This is a genomic window from Streptomyces sp. CLV115 (genome assembly GCF_038448545.1).
Lineage (GTDB): Bacteria > Actinomycetota > Actinomycetes > Streptomycetales > Streptomycetaceae > Streptomyces > Streptomyces sanglieri.
In genome coordinates this window covers 41,254-64,149 of record NZ_JBCEWQ010000031.1, presented here as the reverse complement: position 1 = coordinate 64,149, position 22,896 = coordinate 41,254, and the positions used below count along the sequence as shown (strand labels likewise).

Sequence of the window (22,896 nt, the reverse complement as noted above, 5' to 3'; positions counted from 1 at the left end):
GGGTGGGATCTGAAGCCGCAGGGCATTCAGGGTGTGCTGAAGACGACGGGTGAGGTCGCGTCGAAGATCCAGACGCATGCGACGTCGTACGGGGATCATCTGACGTCGGCGGCGTCGAGTGCGGGCACGATCACCGCCGAGGGCGGCGGCGGCGGCGGTGGCGGTGGCGGTGGTGGTGAGGGTGGTGAGGCCGTGGGTGGCCTGGTCGCGCTCGCGTTGTCGCAGTTCGCCGAGCACACCACCGGGGACCTGAAGTTCATCGCGGCACGGGCGGGGAAGTCCCTGACGGGTGCGGTGGACGCGACGACCGCGTACCTGAACGGTGACCTCGACATGGCCGCCGAGGCACAGCGCAAGGCCCTGGGCGCCGTCGACCTGGATCCGAAGAAGCCCGGGGTGCAGTCCCGGTGATCAAACCCGACGCGATTCCTCAGTACACCGGCGATCTGGGCCAGCTGGAGAAGGACCACGCGAGCCTGAAGGCCGACGCGGGCCACATCCGCGACACCGGCTCGTCCGTCCACACCCACTTCCAGGCACTGTCCGCCTACTACCAGGCCCCCGAGGCGGAACAACTGTTCGCCTCGACGAAACCGGTCAAGGACCGGGCCGACGGCTTCGCGGACGACCTGGAAAAAGTCGCCTCCTCACTCTCCGACTACGCCACGGAAATCCGCCCCCTCGTCACGAAACTCACGCAGCTCAAGAGCGACGCGACCACGTTCGTGAACGACAACAAGGACGACGACGACTGGGAATACGACGGCGACAAGGTCGAGGAACACAACCAGCTCCGCGACGACATCACCGCGACCGTCGCCGCGTTCTGGGCCGCCGAACGCACCTGCCACAACAAGATCACCGCACTGTTCGGCGGGACACAGATGGTCGCCGGCGACGGATCCGACCGCAAGGACCAGTACGGATTCAACGCCGACGACCTCAAGAACGCCAAACTCCCCTGGGGCGACCCCGTCGAGGAGAAACACCACTGGTACGAAGTCGGCCACTGGGTCAAGTCATTCGTCTGGGACGGACTGATCGTCGACGGGATCTGGGGCACCATCAAGGGCCTGGGCACCCTCGTCGGATTCGGCGGCTGGGACGCCATGGGACAGGCCTGGAAAGGCCTCGCCCAACTCGCCACCGGCCTCGTCATCTCCTCCGTCCCCGGCGCCGGAGCCCTCTTCTGGACCCTGCCCGACGACAAACTCCCCTCCTGGCTCCGCGACTCACGCACCGCGATGAAAGAAACCGGCAAAGCACTCGTCGCCTGGGACGAATGGGGCAAGAACCCCGGCCGCGCCGCCGGAGCCGTCACCTTCAACGTCCTGACCACCGTATTCACCGGCGGCGCCGGCGGCGCCGCAGCCGGAGCCGGCAAAGCCGGAGCCGTCGCCAAGGTACTCTCCGTCGCCGGCAAGGCCGGCAAGGTCATCGACCCCATGACCTACATCGCCAAAGGCGCCGGCACCGGCCTCTCCAAGATCGGCGACATCACCAAAGGCCTCAAAGGCATCGGCAACATCGACATCCCCAAACTCCCCGACGGTTCGGTGCAGTTGCCCGACGGTCGTTTCCTGGAGCCCAACGGGAACCTGGTCGCGCCGAACGGTGTGGTCGAAACGACCCCGATCCCGCACGACACAGTCCCCGGCACCTCGGGGCTGCCGTCGTCCTGGCAGGTACAGCAGCCGGTGCCGGTGGGCGTCCACGCGGGAAGCGGCTTCCCCGACATGGCGGCGCACACCCCCGGCGGCGGCTTCGACAACGTGCCGCCCGGTGCGGGCGGCCATGTGCCGGGCGGAGTGCCCGGCCACGTACCGAACGGATCGTTCGGCCCCGCCCCCGCGCATTTCGACCCGGCGAGCCACACTCCCAACGGGGCGTTCGGCCCCGCCCCGGCGCACTTCGACCCGGCGGGCCACCTGCCGGGCGGAGCACCCGGCCATGTCCCGGGCAACGTCGGCGCCCACGTTCCCACCGACCACTTCCCCGCGGGCGCGGGCCACGACATCCCCGGTGGCAATCCGCACACCCCGTCCGCTCCTGACGCCCCGCACACGCCCCATGGTCCCGACGCCCCGCACGCCCCGGGCCATGACGGACCGGGCGCGCACGGGCACGACGGTTCGCACGACGGTTCGCACGGCGGCGGCCACGACACCTCGCCCGGCGGGCACGCGGACGACGCCGCCGCGCACGCCGACGACGCGGCGCACGCCGGTGACCACGGCGGCCCCGGCAGCCACGTCGACCCGCACGGTGCCGCCGACGACCTCGCCCACGGCGCGGACGACGCGACGACGCCCGGCCATCCCGGTGGGGACGGTCCCGGCGCGGGCCCTGCGGCGGACGACTTCAAGTACACGCCCCACATATCGGAAGCCGACTTCGACGCGCTGTCCACCGCGGAGAAGCACCGGGTCGCCGCCTCGGAACTCACCGACGGCACCGTGCCGTTCGCGGACGACTTCGACGCGGTCCAGTACGGCCGGGACTACTGGAACGACTACGTCGACAATCTGGACCCGTCCGCGCAGCAGGCGCTCCGGGACTACACGGGCGACTCGTTCCCCTCGTACAAGGACATGAACGGTTACCTGCGGAACGACCCCTACTACGGTCCCCGCCCCGAGGTGCTGCACGACATCAGCGAGATGGACCGGGTGATGTCGACCCGGCCGGTGCCCGAGGACGTCATGGTGGTGCGCGGCACGGGCATCGGGCACCTCGACCTCGACTCGCCCCTCGAAATGATGGGTGGCACGTTCGGGGACGAGGGCTATCTGTCCACCTCGCTCGGCAACCACCCGGTGCCCAGCTTCGCGGGGAAGGACGCCATCCTCCACCTGCGGGTTCCGAAGGGGACGCCCGCGCTGTGGCTGGAGAAGGTCAGCCATTACGGCGTGACCGAGCGTGAGATCCTGCTCGGACGCGGCTCGGAGTACCGGGTGACCCGAGTCTTCGTGGACGAGGCCGGACAGGCCCAGGTGTACGGCGAAGTCCTGCCGAAGTGACAGAGGAAGAGTGCATGACCAGCGAGAACCGACCCAATCCGCGCTTCGAGGAAGACATGCAGCTCAAGCGGGTCGCCGGGCCGCCCCGCTACAACCGTGTCGCGCAGGGGCCCGTGCGGTACGTGCGGGTCGCCGACAGCGACGGCATGGTGATCGGCTACGTATGGGCCAATGACGAGGGCGACGCCGCGGGCTGGGTGACGCCGCAGGGGCTGGGGGCTGCCGCGATCAACGCCGGGGCCGCATGGCTCAGGAAGCTGCGGGACGCGAAGTCCCGGGGCATCGCTCCCTCCGCCCTGCTCGCCGAGCTGCTCCGGGACACGAGTGACATCAAGGGCAGCGGTGTCGTGGCCGGCTCGCTGGCCGAGGCTCCGTCGCTCGCCGAGTTCAAGGAAATGGTGAGCGGGGGCTGAGGGCCCGCGCCGGCGCCCACGACAAGAGCCGACCATGACGCACAAACCCGCCGCACCGCGCTACCGCGCCGAGACCGACGGCCCGGTCCATCACCTCACCGTCGCCAATGCCCGTGGTGAGGCGATGGGCTACCTGTGGGCCAACGACGAGGACGACGCCGCCGGTTGGTGTCTGCGGCCCGCCGGTGACCGGGCCGGGTTCGGTGAAGGTCTGGAGTGGTCCACGAAGCTCGCCGCCGCCAAGGCTCAAGCGCTCGTGCCCACGGCCGCGCTCGCCGAGCTGGCCCGCGGCTCGGACCCGAGGTGTGTCAGCCATGTCGTCCCGGGCTCCCTGGCCGCGGCCCCGTCCCTGAACGCTCTGAAGGTGCTGGCCCGCGTCGTCACCGAGGCCGACGACCGTCGCCTGCTGGCCCAGCTCGACCGGGGGAACGCCGTCGCGTGGCGCGAGCTGCGGGAGGCGCTCGCCGCGCTCACGGACGAGGACCGCGACGTGCGGTGGTCCCAGGGCGGGCAGCAGCCCGACGGCACCCGGCAGATGAGCCATCCGCTGCACAGCGAACGGCTCCGGCGCCTGGTGGGCGCGCTGGCCGCGGTCGGCGCGGTGACGCCCGCGTACCTGTGGCAGGACAATCCGCCGCCGGCCGTGCCCGCCGACGGGCGACTGGGCCCGGCCGACGCGGTGCGTGCGGCCACGGCCGTGGTGCGCGGCGAGCGGTTCGGCGACGGAACGATCGCGCAGGCGGCGGGGAACGGCCTGCTCGATGCCGTGGCCGAGTCGTTGTGCGCCTGGTACGAAGCGGTGGCGGGTGGCCCGCAGGCTGCTTCCTGACGCGCGCGGCAGACCGTTCGCGGGGCTCGTTCGCGGCTTCGCCCCGGGCTGTACCGCCCGATCGCGCATGCTCTATGTTTCAGGAGTCAATCAGGGGGATTCCCGTAGTGCGCCGTCGGCCGGGCGACCGGGTGCCGACGCGACGTACGACCGACGTGATGTACGACCGACGTGATGTACGACCGACGCGACGCACGACCGAGGCAATCGCACTGAGGCAATCGCACGACCGAGGCAACGGACGACGAGACGAATGGCACGGGATTACGACAGCCAGCTCCTGGAGTCGGTGGCGGTACGTCGGCGCAGAATGCGTGACGCACTGCTGTTCGGCGCGCAGCGGGCCCGGCGTACCGCCGACGAGCGGCTGGGGAAAGTGTTCGCGGGGATCGCCATCGCCGCCGTGCTGTGCGCGGGCTGCGTGGGATGGTCCTTCGTCCAGAACATGCTGGAGAAGCAGAAGGCCGAACAGCAGAAGCAGCAGCGCCAGGAACAGCAGTACCAGCAGCCGGCGAAGACGGCGCAACCGGATAAATCCGGGGAATCGACGAAGAATCCCCAATAGATCGGTAACTCCAGAGAATTCCATGAGGTTTTCCCCGTGAATGGGGATCGTGAAGGCGCCGGCTGCATCGGCACACCGGCTCCCGACTCCTCAAAACGTCGCGATGATAGGTTCCCGTAAAGTGGTGAGCACAGCAACGACTTCCCGAGCGCAGCTCAGTCGGGTGACTCTGGTCGGTGAGCGGCGCCGGGCCGATATCGTCCTGCCGTCCGACACACCGATCGGGCAACTGCTGCCGGACATCCTGCAATTGCTGGACGACCGGGCGGCCGCCCGCCCGATGACCCGGCAGTTGATCACCTCGGACGGCTCCGCTCTCCCGCACGACAGCACGCTGTCCTCGGCCGGGATCGCGGACGGTGCGGTGCTCCGGCTGGTCCGGGCCCACTCCGCGCCCCCCGCCCCGGTCGTGCACGACGTCACCGATCTGGTGGCCGACGATCTCGATCTGCAGGCCTGGCGCTGGCGCCCCTCCGCCCGTCGTACGAGTGCGGGCGTGGCCTCGGTGGTCTTCGCGGTGGTCTCCGCGCTGCTGGCCCGGCGCGAGTTCGCCCTGGAGGCACTGACCGTCGCCCTCGCGGCGGCCACGCTCGTCCTGCTGGCGGCCGGTGCGCTGACCGCGAAGATCGGGCAGGGGAACCGGGGTCTGGCGACCGCGCTCCTGCTCGCTTCCGGCAGCCTCGGCATCCTCACCGCCTGGACCGCCGCGGACGCGTACGACTGGTCGGGGACCGCGCGGCTCGCCGCCGTCGCCGCCGCGCTGGTCCTGACTCTGGTGCTCCTCGGCTACTTCTCGCCGCTCGGCCGCGGCGGGCTCATCGGTGCCGCCGCCACCACCGCGATCACCGTGGTGTGGGAGGCCGTCGCCGCCGTCCAGGACGACCTGGCGCGGCTCGGCGCCGTCATGGCCGTCTTCTCGGTCGTGCTGCTCGGCCTGCTCCCCCGGCTGGCGCTCGCGGCCTCCGGGCTCACCGCACTGGACGACCGCCGCTCCGGCGGCACCTCGGTCAGCCGCCACCAGGTGGGCAACGCGCTGGCGGCCACCCACCGCGGTCTCGCCCTGGCGACGGTGGTCACCGCGGTCTCCGCGGCGGCCGGCGGCTGGCTGCTCACCCTGGCCGACAGGCCGTCCGTGTGGACCGTGGCGCTCCCCTCGCTGGTGGCGCTGGTGCTGCTCTCCCGGGCGCGGGCCTTCCCGCTGGTCGCGGAGGTGGTGGCACTGTTCGCCGCCGCCGCGGTCCTCCTCGTGCGTCTCGTCATGCTGTGGATGGGCCACGCCGGGGGCGCCGGACCGCTCGCGCTGCTCTGCGCGGCCGCGGTGCTGCCGCTGCTCGTCCTGGCGGTCCAGCCGCCCGAGCACGTGCGGGTCCGGCTGCGGCGCATGGCCGATCTGGTCGAATCCATCGGCGTGGTGGGGCTCTTCCCGCTCGCCGTCGGTGTGTTCGGCGTGTACGGACAGCTGCTCAACAAGTTCTGAGTCGACGCGCAGGTGCTCCGGGCGGGGCAGCAGGGCGAAAAAGAAGGGCAGACATGCCGAACGAAGACAACTGGCAGGGCGATGTGCTGCGCGCCATGAGGGGCGGCGCCGCCCGGCAGGGCGCGCAGGACCCCGACGGCCGTGGCCCCGACGGCCAGGGCCACGGTGCCCCCGCGCAGGGTCAGGACGGTCAGCCGTACGGTGCCGCCGCGCCGGGCCCCGGCGTCCCCGCGCAGAACGCCCATGCCTACGGGATGCCCCAGCAGCACCCCGGCCTGCCCCAGCCGCCCCAGCAGTACGCCGGCTATCAGCAGGAACAGCAGCAGGCCGCCCAGCAGCAGTACCCCGGTTACCAGGAACAGCAACAGCACCAGCAGGCCCAGCAGCAGCAGCCACAACAGCCGCCCCAGCAGCACATCGGCTATCAGGGACACCCGGGTGTGACCGCCCACCCCGTCGCACAGCCACAACAGCAACAGCAACAGTCGCAGCAACAGCAACAGCAACAGCAGTCGCAGCAGGACCGGCCTCGGGCGCAGGCCCAGTACACCCCCGGCACCCAGCCCCATCACGCCCCCGACTCCCGGCCCGTGGTGGACCGGGGGCTGGCCGCCGCCGGGCGCAAGGCGCGGCGCGGCGAGCCGTTCACCGCGCGGGCCGCGCGCGCCCTGCGGGTGAGCGTGTCCTCGTCGGCCGCGCGCGAGGTCGCCCGTACCACCGCCACCGCCGAGACGCTCCAGCAGCCGGTGACGACCGGCCGGCAGATCGCCGTCACCTCGATCCGGGGCGGCGCGGGCAAGTCGACCGTCGCGGCGCTGCTCGGCACCACGTACGCGCACTACCGCCAGGACCCGGTCCTCTTCGTCGAGGCCGACCCGTCGCTCGGCTCGCTGCCGCTGCGGCTCGGCGCCGAGTCGCTGCGGTGGACCACCGGTGACCTGGCGGGCATCATCGAGCCGCAGATGTCGCTGCTGGACATCACCGGCTATCTCGTCCAGCTTCCCGGCAACGCCTGGCTGCTGCCCGGCAGCCAGGGCCAGATCGGCGCGATGCTGGACAGCAGGGCGTACGAGCGGGTCATGGTCTCGCTGCGCCGCTACTTCGGCGTCACCGTCGTCGACTGCGAGACGCTGCCCGCCGAGGTCGCCCGGGTCGCGCTGTCCGCCGCCCAGGCCCGGGTGCTGGCCGCCCCCGCCACGCTGGAGGGCATCACCAGCACGTACGCGGTGCTCCAGTGGATGCAGTCGCTGCCCCGGCAGGTGATCGCCGGCACGGTCGTCGTGCTCAGCGAACTGGTGCCGCACCCAGGGCTCGACCTCGACGAGGCGACGAAGAAGATCGAGGCCACCGGGGCGAGCGTCCAGGTGCTGCCGTACGACCGTCATCTGGCGGCCGGCGGCGAGATCCGCACCGAACTCCTGGCGCACGCGACCCGGGAGGCCGCCACCCGGCTCGCCGCCGATGTGTTCCGGCTCTCCCAGCAGCACCACTGATCACCGATCGGCAGCACCACCGGTCCCGATGCCGACCCGCCCCGACCCCGAGTGACGGACGACGATGAGTACCCGACTGATCCACCGCCCGGCCAGGACCACCCGGCCGCCGGCCGCCTCCGAGGCGCGCACCATCGAGGCACCGCCGAACCTGCCCGAGGGCAAGTCCGGCAACATCGCGATGTCGCTGTTGCCCGTCGCCGGTGTGATGTCCTCCGTCGTGATGATGACGGTCGTGCGCAACAGTCAGTTCGCAGGTCTCGGCGCGATCATCCTCGTCGTCACCGTCATCGGCTCGGTGGCGCTGGTCTTCTCGCAGCGCGGCAAGGCCCAGCGCACCCGCCGTACCCAGCGCGAGGCCTATCTCGCGTATCTGGAGGACCTGCGCGAGGAGCTCTCCATCGAGGAGCGCCGGCGGGCCGAGCGGGCCGATGTGCTCAATCCGCCGCCGCACGCCCTGTACGACATAGTGCGCGACCCGGCCCGGGTCTGGGAGCGGCGCCGTCTCGACGGCGACTTCCTGCGGGTGCGCGTCGGCACGGGTGAGATGCCGGTGCGCGATCTGACGGTCGCCCAGCAGGGCTCGTCCGTCCTGTCGCCGCCCGACACCTTCATGCTCAACGAGGCGTCGGCGCTGATGGACCGTTTCCGTACCGGCACCGAACTCCCGCTGACCGTACCGCTCGACCGGGTCGGCAACGTCAGTGTCATCGGCCCCCGCGAGGACTGCCTGCGCATCGCGCGCGCCCTGCTCGTCCAGACCGCCGCCACGCACGCACCCGACGACGTCGCGATGGCGCTCGCCGTGCCCGGTGAGCGGCTGGCCGACTGGGAGTGGGCCAAGTGGATGCCGCATCTGCTCGACAGCGAGCAGTTCGACGGTCCGGTCGCGGCCCGCCGGATCGCCCCGTCCGCTCCCCAGCTCTCCCGCCAGATCGGTCCGGAGCTGCGCCGCCGCGCCTCGTACGCGGCCGAGGTGCGGCGCGGTCTGTCCGGCAAGGACGCGCTGTCCATGACGTCCCGGCTGCTCGTCGTCACCGACGGGCACGGCGAGGACGCCGTGGACCTGCCGCGCCCGGACGACGCGGTCGGCCTGCGCGAGATGGGCGTCAGCGTGCTGCACCTGCTGGAACACCGGGTGCAGGAGCCGGGACACGTCAGCGTACGGATCACCGTCGACGGCGACTCGGTGGTCATCGAGGACCTGCGCGAGCAGGAACCGATCAGCGCCCACGGCACCGTGGACGAGGTCGGCATCCCGTTCGCCGAGGGGCTGGCCCGGATGCTGGCGCCGATGCGGCTGTCCGCCGAATCGCTCGTGGACGCCCCGCTGTCGGGCCCCGTCGACTTCGCCGACCTCCTCGGCATCGACGACGTGGCGCAGCTGGAGCTGTCGCGGATGTGGGCGCCGCGCGGCGAACGTGCCTTCCTGCGCGTGCCGATCGGCATCAGCGACTCCCACCAGCCGGTGCTCCTGGACCTGAAGGAGTCCTCCGAGCTGGGCATGGGGCCGCACGGGCTGTGTGTCGGGGCCACCGGTTCCGGCAAGTCGGAGCTGCTGCGCACCCTGGTGCTCGCCCTGGTGGCCACGCATCCGCCGGAGGACCTCGCGCTGGTCCTGGTCGACTACAAGGGCGGTGCGACCTTCGCCCCGTTCGCGGAGCTGCCGCACGTGGCCGGGGTCATCACCAACCTGGAGAACCAGGCGGGCCTGGTCGAGCGGGTGCACGCCTCGCTCGCCGGTGAGGTCAAGCGCCGTCAGCAGGTGCTCAAGGACGCGGGCAATGTCGCCGACATCGGTGACTACGCGGCGCTGCGCGCGGACCGGCGGCCCGATCTGGATCCGCTGCCGCATCTGTTCGTGGTGATCGACGAGTTCGGTGAACTCCTCACCGCGAAGCCGGACTTCATCGACCTGTTCCTGTCCATCGGCCGGATCGGCCGCTCCATCGGTGTGCACCTGCTGCTGTCCAGCCAGCGCATCGAGGGCGGCAAGCTCAAGGGCCTGGACACCTATCTCTCGTACCGGCTCGGTCTGCGTACGTTCTCCGCCGACGAGTCGCGCACGGTCCTGGACACCACGGACGCCTTCCATCTGCCGCCGCTGCCCGGCTTCGGCTATCTGAAGGTCGACACCAGCCATTACGAGCGTTTCAAGGCGAGTTATGTCTCGGGTGCGTACCGGGGGCCGGTGCAGCGCGACGAGGAGCAGGACAACGGGCCGCTGGCCCTGGAGTACGAGGCGTTCAACACCCTTGCCGAGCCGGTGAGTTCGGGCGAGGAGCCGAAGGTGCGGCGCCGGGAGACCGGGCCGACGGAGATGGGTGTGATCGTCGACCAGCTGCGGGAGGCGGCCGGTCCGGTGCGCCGGATCTGGCTGCCGCCGCTGCCCGGCGCGGTCGCCCTGGACAAGGTCGCGGGGCCGCTGGACGTGGGCCCGCGCGGGATGCAGCTGGCCGAGCGGCGCGGTCCGCTCCAGGTGCCGCTCGGCCTGCTCGACGACCCGACCAAGCAGTGGCAGGGCCAGTGGTACCTGGACCTCACGGTGGCGGGCGGGCACGCCGCGGTCATCGGCGGTCCGCAGACCGGCAAGACGACGCTGCTGCGTACGCTCGCGCTGGCGATCTCGCTGACCCACACCCCGCAGGAGGTCGGCGTCTACGGCCTCGACCTGGTCGGCGGCGGCCTCCAGGCCGTGTCGGGGCTGCCGCACGTCGGCGGTGTCGCCGGGCGGGCGGACCGGGAGCGCGCGGGGCGCACCGTCGAGGAGGTGCGGGGCATGCTCGCGGTCCGCGAGGACCTGTTCCGCGAGCACGCCATCGACTCCGTGGAGCAGTTGCGTTCGCTGCACGCGGCGGGCCGGCTGCCTCAGCTGGCCTCGGCCGAGATCGTGCTGATCATCGACGGTTTCGGTGCGCTGCGCGACGACTTCGACGAGCTGGACGACGCGGTCGTGGACATCCTCAAGCGCGGTGGCGGCTACGGCATCCACGTCGTCGCGGGCATGCTCCGCTGGAACGACGTGCGCATCGCCACCCAGTCGAACTTCGGCACCCGGGTCGAGCTGCGGCTCAACGACCCCAGTGAGTCCAGCATCGACCGCAAGCTCGCGCAGACCCTGTCGCCCGACGAGCCGGGCCGCATCCTCACCGACGGCAAGCTGTTCGCCCAGGTCGCGCTGCCCCGTACGGACGGCCTCGCGGACGTCTCGGACCTGGGTGCGGTCCTGGAGCACACGGCCCGTACGGTCCGGGCCACCTGGAGCGGCGAGGTCGCCCAGCCGGTCCGGATCCTGCCGCACGTCCTGGAGCCGCATCTGCTGCCGGGCCCGGTCGCCGAGCCCAAGCGGGTGCCGATCGGCCTGGACCAGACGGCGCTGGCGCCCGCCGTGCTCGATCTGTTCCACCACGACCAGCACCTGCTGGTCCTGGGCGACAGCGAGTGCGGCAAGACGAACCTCCTGAAGACCGTCGCCGGCGGGCTGATCGAGCGCTACGGCGAGGACGAGCTGGTCTTCGCCGTCATGGACCCGCGGCGCGGGCTGCGCGGCGCGATCCCCGAGGAGTTCCGCGGCGGGTACGCGTACAACCCCAAGATGTGCGCGGGGCTGGCCGCCGGTATCGCCACCGAGCTGGAGAAGCGGCTGCCGGACGACCGGGCGGACACCGAGGACCTGGAGCCCGGCAGCTGGGGCAGCGGTCCGCGGATCGTGATCCTGGTCGACGACTACGACGTGCTGACCACCGCCGGTCAGTCGCCGCTCGACCCGTTCCTGCCGTACATCCCGTCCGCCGTGGACATCGGCCTGCACTTCGTGCTGACCCGCCGGATCGCGGGCGCCTCGCGCGGCATGTACGACCCGCTGGTGCTGGGGCTGCGCGAGTCGGGGGCCTCGGCGCTCCTGATGTCGGGCGACCGCAGCGAGGGCCAGCTGTTCCCCGGTGTGTACGCCGCCCAGCAGCCGCCGGGCCGCGGGGTGTTCATCCGCAGGGGCCAGCCCAACCGCCTGATCCAGACCGTGTACACCGCGGAGTGACCGGCGGGGGCGCGGTCCCGTTGCCGGGGGCCGCGCCCCACCGCACATCCGCATCCGGACGAAGAAGGAACGGCCGACCACATGACCAAGGACGTCATCGCCCTCACCCCGCGCATGCCCGACCCGCTGACCGTGCTCGCGGGTCTGCTCGCGGGCGGCCCGGACAAGCTGGTGGGGACCACGGGTGAGGATGCCGTCGTGCAGCTCTGCGACGATCAGGGCCGGCCGCTCGTCTCCATCGAGGCGCCGCTGCTGGTGCAGGTCGCGGGCGAGGCCGAGCGGCTGCTCGGGGCCACCGCGCCGCCGGTTCCGTTCTGGTGGACGGAGGCCCGCGCCACCACCGGGGTCGAGGAGGCCGAGCTGCTCGCGGGCACCTTCGCCGCCCGGGTCGCCACGCTGGCCGGCGGCTCCGCCTGGCCGCCGCAGGCCGCGCGTTCCCTCGCGGTGGTCAGGAGCGAGGGGGTGGGCGTCGCGCCGACGCCCGCCGCCGCGCAGCCCGCCGTGGACGCGCTCACCGACAAGGTGGCCGTCGTGATCCAGGACCGTCCGGTGGTCGCGATGACGGCCTGGCTCTCGGACGCGTTCCGGGCGGCGGCCAATGCCGAGCTGGGGCTCCAGATCGTGACCTCGCCGGGTGCCACCCTCTCCCCCGCGGTGCGCAACAGCCTCAGCGGCTGGCCGTCGCGCTGGGTGGTGCAGGACGAGCGGGACGGCTACTACGACGGCCTGTCCGGTGCCGTACTGCGCTGGCAGCACGGCATGTTCGCGACGGTCGAGTCGGCCGACGCCACCCCCGAGGACCCGCGCACGCCGGTGGCCGCCGCCTATCAGGAGGTCACGGACACCGGTGACCGGCAGCTGGCGATCTCGTTCCGCACGGTCCACCCGGCGGACGACCGGCTGGTGCTGGGCGGCGCCCTGGAGTCGGTGTGGCAGGAGCTGACGGGGCAGCCGCCGGCCGGGTGGGGCACCGCCGAGCCCGCCAACCTGCCGTGGTCGCTGCGCCGGCTGACGGATGTCGCCTTCGAGCGGGCGCCCGAGCCGACCTGGCTCGTGGTGGTCGGCAGCCCGGACCGGCCGGGACTGGCCACGGTCCGTGTCAGCCGTACGAAGGCGGGTGTGGAGGAGGACGTCACGCTGGCGTTCGGCTACGGGCCCGGCGAGGAGCCCCCGCTGGACGCCCTGCCCCGGGCGGCGGAGGTGCTCGCCACCCGTCACCATCTCCAGTCGATGCTGGTCCAGCTCCGCAGGGCCCGCCGCGACCTGGCGGTGCCGCCGCGCTTCGAGGGGCCCGGCGTTCCGCTGGCGTTCGTGCTCGGCGCGGAGGAGGTGCGCGAGATGCCCGGTGACCGGGCCCGGCGCACCCCGCTCTCCGAGCCGCCGGTCCAGCTCGGCCCGAGGTCCCGTCCGGCGCTGTACTACCCGCTGCCGGGCGACCCGTCCGACCTGTCCGGCTGGCAGGACTTCGAGCGGCTGATGCGGCATCTGAAGGGCGCCTGACCGGTACGGGACGGCGGGCACGACCGTACGCGGGGCGTTTTGGCAAGGCTGCGGGACGGGGCGAGGCAGGGCGGGGCGGCGTAAAACCGTCTGCGCGGCGGCCCGCACCGGCGTGTCCTGCGCCGACCGTCGGCGTGCACAACTGGTCAGCCGTTGCCCAGAGATGCTCATTCGTTTCTGACGATCAAGCAGTTTCGGTCACAAATGGCTTCCCTCTTTCCCCCACAGGGGGTTGACTGGGTGTTACACATGGTGATGCCGCCGTCCTGAGCCGAGGGCGATTGCCACCGCGGGCCCACGGACCCGGCCCCCGATGCCCCCACCCCCGGCGGAGGAGAGTGAGCAGGGATGACTGCCTCGTCCGGCACGGTGATCCTCTGCCCGGGGTCGGTGGTTGCGGGCGGCCCGTCCCCCGATGCGTACCCGGCTCCGAGACGCGAGTCCGGCCGGTTACCCGTTCGTATCGTTCATCCGAATCGTTTCGACGAGGGGCACCAATGAGCCAGATTGTGCTGCCAGCGTTTCATATGCCGTTCCAGAGCACCGGATGCAATCCCGGCATCGAGGAGACCCGGAAGGCCGCATGGGAATGGGCCGAATCCAATGGTCTGGTGCTCTCCCCGGTGGCCCGGAAGAAAATGATCCGGACCCGGCCCGAACTCTGGATATCCCTCATCTTTCCCACTGCTTCGCAGCAGCATCTCGATCTCTTCTGCCAGTGGCTCTTCTGGGCCTTCCTCGTCGACGACGAGTTCGACGACGGGCCCGCCGGACGCGATCCGCGCATGTGCGAGGCGGCGATCGACCGGCTGGTCGCCGTGCTCGACGGCGGCCCGCCGCGCGGCGCCATGGAGTGCGCGCTCGTGGGGCTGCGCTCCCGCACCTACCGGGACCGCTCGGCGCGCTGGATCCGGCAGTTCCGGCGGGACACGGTCGCCTGGCTGTGGACCTACTACGCCGAGGCCGTGGAACGGGCCGCCGGGCAGGCGCCGACCCGGCTCGAATTCGTGAAGCACCGCCGGGACTCGGTGGCCATGCAGCCCTTCCTGGATCTCCATGAGATCACCGCCGGGATCGACCTTCCGGAATCCGCCCGCAGCCTGCCCGCGTACATCGCGCTGCGCAATGCGGTGACCGATCATTCGGGACTCTGCAACGACATCTGCTCCTTCGAGAAGGAGGCGCTGCTCGGATACGAGCACAATGCGGTGCGCCTCATCCAGCGCGATCGCGACTGCACGCTCCAGGAGGCCGTCGACGAGGCCGGGGCGCAGCTCGCGCAGATCGCGCAGCGGGTGCAGCGCGCCGAGAAGGAGCTGATCGAGGAGATCGAGGCGGCCGGCATCCAGGGCCCCACCCGGAACGCGCTGGAGCGGTGCGTGCAGGACTACCGGGGGCTGGTCCGGGGCGACTTCGACTACCACGCCCGCGCGGAGCGCTACACCCGTCCCGATCTCGTCGAGGTCGACGAGCGGGACTCCATGTCGGAGCACTTCGCCGCCTGATCCGCCGTAGGCACGGCGCGGGAGCCGCGACCGGGGGCCGGCAACGGCCTCCGGTCCCGCGTGGTGGACCCGCCGCGGCACGGCTCCCGGAGGCTGCCCGATGGCCTTCGGCCGGAAGGCCGACGCGGTCCGGTGCGTGCGGTTCCAAGGCGCCGGAATGTCCCCGTGGCGGAGCTGCCAGGACATCCCGGCAACGCCGGGAGCGTGTGTGCCGGCGCCTGGCCGCCCGATCGGAGGTCACCCGGAAGCCCCTCAGTCCCCCGGCGCCCCTTCGCCGTCAGCGGCCGGCAGCGGCAGCGCCCGCAGGGCCAGCGCCCATCCCAGCCGCACCTCGCCCGACTCCGCGTCGGAGCCGGTGAGTTCGGCGATCCGGCCGATCCGGTTGAGGACCGTGTTGCGGTGGCAGTAGAGCAGTTCGGCCGCCCGCGCCGCCGAGCAGCCGCTGTCGAGCCAGACCCGGAGCGTGCCGAGCAGCACCTCGCGTTCGGCCGCCATGTCCAGTACGCCGCCCAGCCGGGTGCCCACGATGCGCTCGGCGATGTCCGGACGGCCGACCAGCAGCACCTCCGCGAGCCGGTCGTCGAAGGCGGCCGCCTCACCGCTCCCGGCGGGCAGCGTGCGCAGCGCCTGCTCGGCGAGCCGCAGCGCCCGGCCGGCCCGGGCCAGCCGCTCGAACTCCGGTGAGACGCCCGCGGTGGCGCCGGTGCGGTGGCGCAGCAGGTCGAGCAGTACGCCGGACTCCCCCGCGGCGAGCCGCACGATGCCCGCGTACCGGCCCGACCGGGGCCGCCAGAAGGACCAGATGCCGTGCTCGTCGAGGACGGGTGCCGGGTTGGGCGGCGCGGCCGGGTCCTGGGCGGCGACGACGACGACGTACCGGTCCTGGACCGGCACGCCCAGCGCGGCGGAGGCGGCCGCCGCGACCGCCGGATCGTCGCCGCGCCCGTCGAGCAGGGCCTCGAAGAGGGCGACGCGGCGGGTTTCCTGCCTGCCCTGCATCTCCAGTTGGGTCAGCCGGTACGACTCCGCCATCACCACCGAGTAGCGGTCGATGGTCTCCCAGACGGCGCCCGCCATGTCCAGTTCGGTGTCCCGGTCGCCCGCCGCCCCGTGGGCCTGCTGCGTCCCGCGCGTGGCCCGCAGGTGCTCGGCGATCATCTGCCACATCACCCGGCCGCCGCGCCGGTAGGCCTGGAGCACGGTGTCCATCGGTACGCCCTGCTCCGCGCGCCGCCGCCCCGTCTCGCGCGCCGCCTGCTCGGCGTCCCCGCCGGACTTCAGCCCGCCGAAGTCCTCCAGCGCACGCAGCAGGTTGTCGCGGCAGATCCCCCACAGGTCGTCCCGGCTGACGGGCGAACCGGAGGCGTACGTGCCGCTGTGCGCGTGGATGTCGTCGACGACCCGCCGGGTCAGTTCGTCGATCCCGGGGAGCAGGGCGACGGCCAGGGCCCGCCGCAGCTCGCCGTCGCCGCCCTCGGGACGGGGTCCTTCGGCATGCGGGGTCCGGGCACCCGGGTTCTGCGCCATGATCGAAGATTAACGCCCGCGTGTTAGGCGGATGCCGCGCCACGTACCGGCGCCGAGTGGCCGCTGCCCAGGTGAAGGGTGCGCATGGTGGGCAACTGCACATTGTGCGGAGCGGGGATACGGCCGATTCTGAGCAGGCCAGCCGTGTGAACACCGTGTTTCCTGGAGCCCGTCATGTTTCTCAGCGTCGCGACCGTCCTGGGTGATTCGGCCCGCAAGCACCCCGACGGGGTGGCCGTGGTCGATTCGGGTAACCGGATCAGCTACCACGAGCTGTGGGCGGGGGTGCTGCGCTGCGCGGGCGCGCTGCGGGCGTCCGGGGTCCGGCCGGGCGACCGGGTAGCGGTGCTGCTGCCCAATTCGGCGGACTTCCTGTACGCGTACTACGGCGCGCTCGCCGCCGGGGCGACAGTGGTGCCGGTGCACGGGCTGCTGGTGGCCGAGGAGGTGGCGTACGTGCTGCGGCACAGCGGATCCGTCGCCCTGATCAGCGGCGGTCCGATGTGGCCGGTCGCCGAGGAGGGGGCCCGCGCCGCGGGCGTCCGGGCCGTGCGGGGTCTGCCGGAGGGCGGCGAACCGCTGACCGCGCCGGAGCCCGCGGCCCCCGAGGACGTCGCGGTGATCCTGTACACCAGCGGCACGACCGGGCGGCCCAAGGGGGCGCTGCTCACCCACCTCAACATCGTGATGAACGCCTCCGTCAGCGCCCACGACCTGCTGCGGCTGAACAGCGACGACGTGGTCCTCGGCTGTCTGCCGCTGTTCCACAGCTACGGGCAGACCTGCGCGATGAACGCGACGCTGCGGGCCGGCGCGACGCTCGTCCTCATGCCGCGCTTCAGCGGCGCGGGCGCGCTTGAGCTGCTGGCCGCCGAAGGCGTGAGCGTCTTCATGGGCGTACCGACGATGTACCACGCCCTGGTCGAGGCGGCGCAGGCCTCCCCGGCCGGCCGGCCCACACTGCGCGCGGCCGTCTCCGGCGGGGCGGCGCTGCCGGTGGCCGTGCTCGAACGCTTCGAGGCCGCCTTCACGACACGGGTCCTGGAGGGCTACGGGCTGACCGAGACGTCCCCGGTCGCCACCTTCAACCAGCCGGAGTTCGGCCTGCGCCCCGGCACGGTCGGCCACCCGGTGTGGGGTGTGGAGATCGGGGTGGCGGACGCGGCGGTGGAGGATGCCGTGGTGCTGCTCGCGGACGGCGACGTCGGCGAGGTCGTGGTACGCGGCCACAACGTGTTCGCCGGGTATCTCGACGATCCGGAGGCGACGGCAGCGGCGGTGGTCGACGGCTGGTTCCGCACCGGGGATCTCGGGGTCCGGGACGAGGACGGCTTCCTGAGCATCGTCGACCGGAAGAAGGACCTGGTCATCCGGGGCGGCTTCAACATCTATCCGCGCGAGGTCGAGGAGGTGCTGATCCGCCACCCGGCGGTCTCCGAGGTCGCGGTGATCGGGGTGCCCGACGAGACGCGCGGCGAGGAGGTCTGCGCGGTCGTCGTGCTGCGGGCCGGTACGGGGGCGGTGACCGAGCAGGAGCTGATCGACTGGTCCAAGGAGCGGCTCGGGCGGCACAAGTACCCGCGGATCGTGCGGTTCACCGAGGCGCTGCCGCTGGGACCGACCGGCAAGGTCCTCAAGCGGGCCCTGACGGCGGGCTCCGCCTGACGCCACCGGCGTCTGCCGTTCACCCGACGGGGCCGGGCCGGGTCGGCGCGGCCCCGGACCGGGTACGTATCGAAGCACCGGCGGCCGCCGTCCGCGACCGCACCGCAGAAGGGCTGGACCTCATGTCTGCCGTACCCACTCCGATACCCGGGACGTCTCCCCGGGTCAGCACGGTCCACGGGGCGGTGCGCGGCACGCTGGAGCAGGGTGTCGCCGTGTTCCGCGGCATTCCGTACGCCGCCGCCCCGGTCGGCGCCCTGCGCTTCCAGGCACCCGTGCCGCCCGAGCCCTGGGAAGGGGTACGGGACGCGGTGGCGTTCGGGCCGACCGCGCCGAAGCGGCCGTACGACCCGCCGCTGGACCGGCTGCTCCCCGACCCCGATGTGCCGGGCGACAACTGCCTCAACCTCAATGTGTGGACCCCGTCCCCGGGCGCCACCGGGCTGCCCGTCATCGTCTGGATCCACGGCGGTTCGCTGCTGCACGGCTCGTCGGCGGTCCCGCTGTACGACGGGACCGCGTTCGCCCGGGACGGCGTGGTCCTGGTGTCGGTCAACTACCGGCTCGGCGTCGAGGGGTTCGGGGTGCTCCCGGACGCACCGGCCAACCGGGGACTGCTCGACCAGATCGCGGCCCTGACCTGGGTGCGGGACAACATCGCGGCGTTCGGTGGCGATCCGGACCTGGTCACGGTGTGCGGCGAGTCGGCGGGGGCGATCAGCATCGGCGCCCTGCTGGCCGCCCCCAGGGCCCGGGGGCTGTTCCGGCGGGCGGTGCTGCAGAGCGGTGCGCCGACCGCGCTGCCGCCGGGCGCGGGCGCCCGGCGCACCACGGAGCTGATCGCCGGGCGGCTCGGGGTCGCGGCGACGGCGGCTGCGCTGGCCGCGGTGGACCCGGCCGCGCTGCTGGCCGCGCAGACCGAGGTGACGGCCGGCGGCTCCCCGCTGACCGGCGGGAACTCCTTCCAGATCGTGGTGGACGGCGAGCTGCTGCCCCGCGATCCGCTGGAAGCGCTGCTGGACGGTGCCGCGTCCGAGGTCGATCTGCTGCTGGGCTCGAACAGCGAGGAGTACCGGCTGTGGTTCGTGCCCAGTGGTCTGACGGAGCGGCTGTCCTCGTTCAAGCTCCGGCTGGCCCTGCTGAAGTTCAAGGTGCCGGGCGCCACGGCGCGTACGTACCGGGCGAACCGGCCGGGTGCCACGCCGGGTGAGCTGCTCGGCGCGCTCGCCACCGATCTGCTGCTGCGGGTTCCGCTGAACCGGCTGGCCGACGCCCACGCGGACGGGCCGGGAAGCACCCATGTCTACGAGTTCGGCTGGCCGTCCCCGGTGCTGCGGCTGGGCGCCTGTCACGCGCTGGAGATCGGCTTCGTCTTCGACACCCTGGACCGGCCCGACGCGGTGGCGCTGGCCGGTCCGGACGCCCCGCAGGAGCTGGCCGACGCGATGCACGCGGCGTGGGTGGCGTTCGCGGTGTCCGGCGACCCCGGCTGGCCGGGCTGGGACGGCTCGCGCCCGGTGATGGGCTTCGGCCCCGGAAGGCCGGCCGTGGTGCGGGCCCCGCGCGACGCGGAGCTGCGCGGCTGGTCGCCGTACCGCGAGAACGCCTGAACGGCGGCCCCCCGGCCCGCGGGCCGGGGGTCCAACGCGGTGCTCAGTTCTGCGCCGCCCAGAACTCGTCGAACGTGAGCAGCCCGTCGCCGTTGGCGTCGTGCGAGTTGATGACGGCCTGGGCCACCGGCTCGGTGACGTAGGGGTCGCCGAGCTGCGCCATCACGCTCTTGTACTCGGCGGCCGAGATCAGCCCGTCGCCGTTCAGATCGAACCGCTCGAATGCCTTGCGCGCCGACTCGATGTCCGCCACGGTTCCGCCCCTTCGTAGTGCCTGATCAATGCCTGACCAATGCCTGACTGACGGGTGTCAGATTAACGGTCGCGACGGATGGCGGTCGCGGCGGCCGGTCGCCGATCATGGGCGGCAGGCCCGCCGTCCGGCGGACCACGGCCCGGACGGGGGAACGGAAGGCTCATGGACGAGGCACTGGCACGGATTCTGGCGGCCGCGGCGGACGGCAGCTTTCCCCCGCCGGACGGGTCGACGACCGTGGTGCGGCAGCCCTCGGCGCGGGACGCGGGAGTGCTGGCGTTCACCGCGCACTCGGTGGTCTTCACCGACGAGGACCCGGACTGGGTGCGTTCCGTGCTGGCCGGCACCCCCGGCGACGCGCTCGCCGCGACGATGAATCCGTACTTCCTGGGCGCGCTCATGGCCCGCAGCGGCCGGCACATGAACACCGTCGATCTGCTGACGGCGGCGCCCGCGCTGCCCGGCGGTCCGGAGATCGCGCTGCGGGAGATCGAGGATCCGGAGCATCCTCGGGTGGCCCGGGCGATGAAGTACCGCGACGAGGTCCGGGTCTGGGCCGCCGAGGGCGGTGTGGTGATCCTGGGCCGGGGCGTCGCGGGCCGCTGGGAGACCGCGGTCGAGGTGGCCGAGGAGTCGCGCGGCCGGCGGCTGGGCGAACGGCTCGCGCGGGCGGCCCGGCACCTGGTGCCGGACGCGGTGGTGTGGGCCCAGCAGTCGCCGGGCAACGCCCGCAGCGTGCGGACGTTCCAGGCGGCGGGCTACCGGCCGGTGGGCTCGGAGGCCCTGCTGGTCGCGGGGTGAGCGGCCTGCAGGGCCGTGGCGCGCGGTGGCCCGGCGGTCAGCGGAAGACGCCGGTGTGGCCGAGCGAGTACCGGCCCGGCTGTGGGTAGACGGCGAGTCCGTGCGGGCCGCTGCCCACCGGGATGCGGGCGAGCTGCTTGCCGGTGGCGGTGTCGATCGCGTACACCTCGGCGTTGTAACGTCCGCTCAGCCAGAGGACCTTGCCGTCCGCCGAGACCCCGCCCATGTCGGGGCTGCCGCCGCCGGGCAGCCGCCATTTCTTCGCCAGCTTGCGCTGTGCGAAGTCGAAGACGGAGATGCTGCCCTCGCCGCGGTTGGAGATGTACATCTCCTTGGAGTCGCGGCTGACGTAGAGGCCGTGGGCTCCCTTGCCGGTGCGCAGCAGCTTCGGGGTGGTGAACTTCTTTCCGTCCAGTACCCAGATCCCGTCGGCGATCATGTCCGCGATGTAGAACGTCCCGCCGTCCGGGGACAGTTTGACGTCCTGCGGCATCGCGCCCTTGAGCGGCAGCTTCTGCTGGGCGACGACCTTCATCTTCGCGGTGTCGACCTTGAGGAGTTCGCCGGAGAACTCGCAGGAGACGATGAAGTACCGGCCGTCGGGGGTGAAGTCGGCGTGGTTGACGCCCGCGCAGTCGACCGGGACGGTCTTGGCCGTCTTCATGGTGTGGGCGTCGCGGAAGACCAGCTGACGGTCCATCGAGGCCATCACCACGGCGTACTTGCCGTCCGGGGTGAAGTAGAGGTTGTACGGGTCGGAGACCGGCACCGTGGGGCCGGTCTTCCCGGTGGCCGGGTCGATGGCGGTGAGGCTGTCGCCGATGTCGTTGTTGACCCAGAGGGTCTTCAGGTCCCAGGACGGGACGACGTGCTGCGGCTGGCGGCCGACCTTGATGGTTCTGATGACCTTGTACGTCGCGGGGTCGATCACGGTCACGGTGTCGGAGTTGGTGTTGGGGACGTACACCCGGGACGGGAAGTCCTTGACGACCGGCGACAGCTTTCCCGGCCGGTCGGCGGAGTAGACGTCCTTGGCGTCGAGCACCGGGGGCATTCCGGGGAGCCCCGGCGGTGCGGGCGGGGTGAGGCGTTCGGGCTCGACGGGTGGCGCGGCGGCCTCGCTGCCGACGGCCTGGACGTTCGCCTTCTCGGCCGGGGTGCCGCAGCCGGTGAGTACGGCCAGCAGCACGCCCCCGAGCAGGGCCGCGGTGTGCTTGGTGGAGGGAGACATCAGGTCAGCAGCTCCGTGGTCGTCACCGCGCGCAGTCGGCGGCGGTCGATTTCGGTGAGGAGGAGAGGCAGGGCGGCGACCGTGTCCGCGTAGCCGAAGTGCAGGCTCACCACCGATCCGTTGCGGATCTCCCCGGCCACCTTGCGGGTGACGGCCGCGGCGCCGGGAGAGGTGAAGTCGAGGGAGTCCACGTCGTAGGAGAGGACGTGCGGGTAGCCGGCCCGGGCGGCCAGCCGCTGGACGAGCGGGGTGGCGTACCGGGTGCGTGAGGGCCGGAACCAGGTGCCGATGGAGCCGGTGAGTCTGCGCAGCCGCTGGGCGCAGCCGTCGATCTCCGCGTACGCCTGGGCCTCGCCCATCGTGGAGATGTCCACGTGGTGCTGGGTGTGGTTGCCGAGTTCGTGGCCGCCGTCGAGGATGCGCCGGGCCATCGTGGGGTGTTCGTCGAGCCAGCTGCCGACGGCGAGGACGGTGACCCTGACGTGTGCCCGTTCGGCCTCGGCGAGCAGGGTGCGGGCGACGGCGGGGTCGCCCTGGCCGTGGAAGGTGAGGGCGACGCGGGCACGGTCGCGGGGGCCGTGGTCGATCTGGACCGGCTGTCCGGGGAAGCGGTGCGGTCCGGGGGCGGGGGACGGCGGCCGGGTGGTCGCGTCGGCGGGGTGCTTCGGGCTCACCGTCTCGGTGGCGGTCGCGGCCGGTGGGCCGGCGGTGTCGTGGTCCGCGCATCCGGTGAGGACGCCCGCGAGGGCGGCCCCTGCTCCCGCGCGCAGGGCGCTGCGGCGGGGCACCGGAGTGTCGGAGGCGTTCATGTGCAGACACAGTAGGGGCGAAACGAGGAGAAAATAACAATTTAGACATATGGGCGAAGCGAATGAATCACTCACCGAATCCCATAAATATTCACACTTTTGCAGGCAAGTGACCCATCACACCTGCGATTCACCTGGATAATGTCTGGTTATGGTGGT

At 72.1% G+C, this 22,896-nt stretch carries 17 protein-coding genes; 13 read left to right on the top strand and 4 right to left on the bottom strand.

Annotation, left to right across the window (positions count from 1 at the left end):
• From AADR41_RS14185 to AADR41_RS14140, 10 genes are all read left to right on the top strand, one after another.
• On the top strand, positions 1–411 hold a 411-nt coding region (locus AADR41_RS14185; protein WP_342281735.1), incomplete at its 5' end, for a DUF6507 family protein.
• Positions 408–3,020, top strand: a complete 2,613-nt coding sequence (locus AADR41_RS14180; protein WP_342281734.1) for an ADP-ribosyltransferase — start codon at positions 408–410, stop codon at positions 3,018–3,020. The genes AADR41_RS14185 and AADR41_RS14180, both read left to right, overlap by 4 nt.
• A gap of 14 nt (positions 3,021–3,034) precedes the next feature.
• On the top strand, positions 3,035–3,433 hold the full coding sequence (locus AADR41_RS14175) for a hypothetical protein (protein WP_342281733.1): 399 nt from the start codon (positions 3,035–3,037) through the stop codon (positions 3,431–3,433).
• Positions 3,434–3,467: 34 nt separating this feature from the next.
• Positions 3,468–4,262 carry a DUF6508 domain-containing protein gene (locus tag AADR41_RS14170; RefSeq protein ID WP_342281732.1) on the top strand — a complete coding sequence of 265 codons (795 nt, stop codon included), beginning with the start codon at positions 3,468–3,470 and terminating at the stop codon, positions 4,260–4,262.
• 253 nt (positions 4,263–4,515) lie between these two features.
• Positions 4,516–4,827 (top strand): hypothetical protein, encoded by a 312-nt coding sequence (locus AADR41_RS14165; RefSeq protein ID WP_342281731.1) that lies wholly within the window; start codon positions 4,516–4,518, stop codon positions 4,825–4,827.
• Between the two features lie 103 nt (positions 4,828–4,930).
• On the top strand, positions 4,931–6,304 hold the full coding sequence (eccD, locus tag AADR41_RS14160; RefSeq protein WP_342281730.1) for a type VII secretion integral membrane protein EccD: 1,374 nt from the start codon (positions 4,931–4,933) through the stop codon (positions 6,302–6,304).
• Between the two features lie 53 nt (positions 6,305–6,357).
• Positions 6,358–7,797 carry a MinD/ParA family ATP-binding protein gene (locus AADR41_RS14155; protein ID WP_342281729.1) on the top strand — a complete coding sequence of 480 codons (1,440 nt, stop codon included), beginning with the start codon at positions 6,358–6,360 and terminating at the stop codon, positions 7,795–7,797.
• Between the two features lie 64 nt (positions 7,798–7,861).
• Entirely contained in the window at positions 7,862–11,833 is a 3,972-nt protein-coding gene (gene eccCa, locus AADR41_RS14150) for a type VII secretion protein EccCa (protein WP_342281728.1), read from the top strand.
• Positions 11,834–11,914: 81 nt separating this feature from the next.
• Entirely contained in the window at positions 11,915–13,333 is a 1,419-nt protein-coding gene (locus AADR41_RS14145) for a DUF6177 family protein (protein ID WP_342281727.1), read from the top strand.
• A 497-nt stretch (positions 13,334–13,830) separates the two neighbouring features.
• The gene (locus AADR41_RS14140; RefSeq protein ID WP_446751035.1) at positions 13,831–14,838 is read left to right on the top strand and encodes a terpene synthase family protein; all 1,008 of its coding nucleotides are present in this window, start codon (positions 13,831–13,833) and stop codon (positions 14,836–14,838) included.
• A gap of 252 nt (positions 14,839–15,090) precedes the next feature.
• Here AADR41_RS14140 and AADR41_RS14135 read toward each other — a convergent pair whose 3' ends face one another.
• Positions 15,091–16,365 (bottom strand): PucR family transcriptional regulator, encoded by a 1,275-nt coding sequence (locus AADR41_RS14135; RefSeq protein WP_342281726.1) that lies wholly within the window; start codon positions 16,363–16,365, stop codon positions 15,091–15,093.
• Between the two features lie 174 nt (positions 16,366–16,539).
• Here AADR41_RS14135 and AADR41_RS14130 point away from each other — a divergent pair, with 174 nt between their 5' ends.
• Together AADR41_RS14130 and AADR41_RS14125 are read left to right on the top strand one after the other, a co-directional pair.
• Entirely contained in the window at positions 16,540–18,030 is a 1,491-nt protein-coding gene (locus AADR41_RS14130; RefSeq protein WP_342281725.1) for a long-chain-fatty-acid--CoA ligase, read from the top strand.
• A 122-nt stretch (positions 18,031–18,152) separates the two neighbouring features.
• Positions 18,153–19,640 carry a carboxylesterase/lipase family protein gene (locus AADR41_RS14125; RefSeq protein WP_342281724.1) on the top strand — a complete coding sequence of 496 codons (1,488 nt, stop codon included), beginning with the start codon at positions 18,153–18,155 and terminating at the stop codon, positions 19,638–19,640.
• Between the two features lie 43 nt (positions 19,641–19,683).
• On the opposite strand, the gene AADR41_RS14120 is transcribed toward AADR41_RS14125, so the two are convergent.
• Entirely contained in the window at positions 19,684–19,893 is a 210-nt protein-coding gene (locus AADR41_RS14120; protein WP_342281723.1) for an EF-hand domain-containing protein, read from the bottom strand.
• Positions 19,894–20,058: 165 nt separating this feature from the next.
• Here AADR41_RS14120 and AADR41_RS14115 point away from each other — a divergent pair, with 165 nt between their 5' ends.
• Entirely contained in the window at positions 20,059–20,697 is a 639-nt protein-coding gene (locus tag AADR41_RS14115) for a GNAT family N-acetyltransferase (RefSeq protein WP_342281722.1), read from the top strand.
• Positions 20,698–20,734: 37 nt separating this feature from the next.
• Here the strand turns inward: AADR41_RS14115 and AADR41_RS14110 are convergent, their stop codons facing one another.
• Together AADR41_RS14110 and AADR41_RS14105 are read right to left on the bottom strand one after the other, a co-directional pair.
• On the bottom strand, positions 20,735–21,928 hold the full coding sequence (locus AADR41_RS14110; protein WP_342281721.1) for a YVTN family beta-propeller repeat protein: 1,194 nt from the start codon (positions 21,926–21,928) through the stop codon (positions 20,735–20,737).
• Positions 21,928–22,737, bottom strand: a complete 810-nt coding sequence (locus AADR41_RS14105; RefSeq protein WP_342281720.1) for a polysaccharide deacetylase family protein — start codon at positions 22,735–22,737, stop codon at positions 21,928–21,930. The genes AADR41_RS14110 and AADR41_RS14105 overlap by 1 nt, the downstream gene beginning before the upstream one ends.
• Between the last annotated feature and the right edge of the window lie 159 nt (positions 22,738–22,896).

Coding starts and splice junctions, on each gene's coding strand:
- AADR41_RS14175 (WP_342281733.1), top strand. CDS start 3,035: ATGACCAGCGAGAACCGACCCAATCCGCGCTTCGAGGAAGACATGCAG.
- AADR41_RS14170 (WP_342281732.1), top strand. CDS start 3,468: ATGACGCACAAACCCGCCGCACCGCGCTACCGCGCCGAGACCGACGGC.
- AADR41_RS14165 (WP_342281731.1), top strand. CDS start 4,516: ATGGCACGGGATTACGACAGCCAGCTCCTGGAGTCGGTGGCGGTACGT.
- eccD (WP_342281730.1), top strand. CDS start 4,931: ATGATAGGTTCCCGTAAAGTGGTGAGCACAGCAACGACTTCCCGAGCG.
- AADR41_RS14155 (WP_342281729.1), top strand. CDS start 6,358: ATGCCGAACGAAGACAACTGGCAGGGCGATGTGCTGCGCGCCATGAGG.
- eccCa (WP_342281728.1), top strand. CDS start 7,862: ATGAGTACCCGACTGATCCACCGCCCGGCCAGGACCACCCGGCCGCCG.
- AADR41_RS14145 (WP_342281727.1), top strand. CDS start 11,915: ATGACCAAGGACGTCATCGCCCTCACCCCGCGCATGCCCGACCCGCTG.
- AADR41_RS14140 (WP_446751035.1), top strand. CDS start 13,831: ATGAGCCAGATTGTGCTGCCAGCGTTTCATATGCCGTTCCAGAGCACC.
- AADR41_RS14135 (WP_342281726.1), bottom strand. CDS start 16,365: ATGGCGCAGAACCCGGGTGCCCGGACCCCGCATGCCGAAGGACCCCGT.
- AADR41_RS14130 (WP_342281725.1), top strand. CDS start 16,540: ATGTTTCTCAGCGTCGCGACCGTCCTGGGTGATTCGGCCCGCAAGCAC.
- AADR41_RS14125 (WP_342281724.1), top strand. CDS start 18,153: ATGTCTGCCGTACCCACTCCGATACCCGGGACGTCTCCCCGGGTCAGC.
- AADR41_RS14115 (WP_342281722.1), top strand. CDS start 20,059: ATGGACGAGGCACTGGCACGGATTCTGGCGGCCGCGGCGGACGGCAGC.
- AADR41_RS14110 (WP_342281721.1), bottom strand. CDS start 21,928: ATGTCTCCCTCCACCAAGCACACCGCGGCCCTGCTCGGGGGCGTGCTG.
- AADR41_RS14105 (WP_342281720.1), bottom strand. CDS start 22,737: ATGAACGCCTCCGACACTCCGGTGCCCCGCCGCAGCGCCCTGCGCGCG.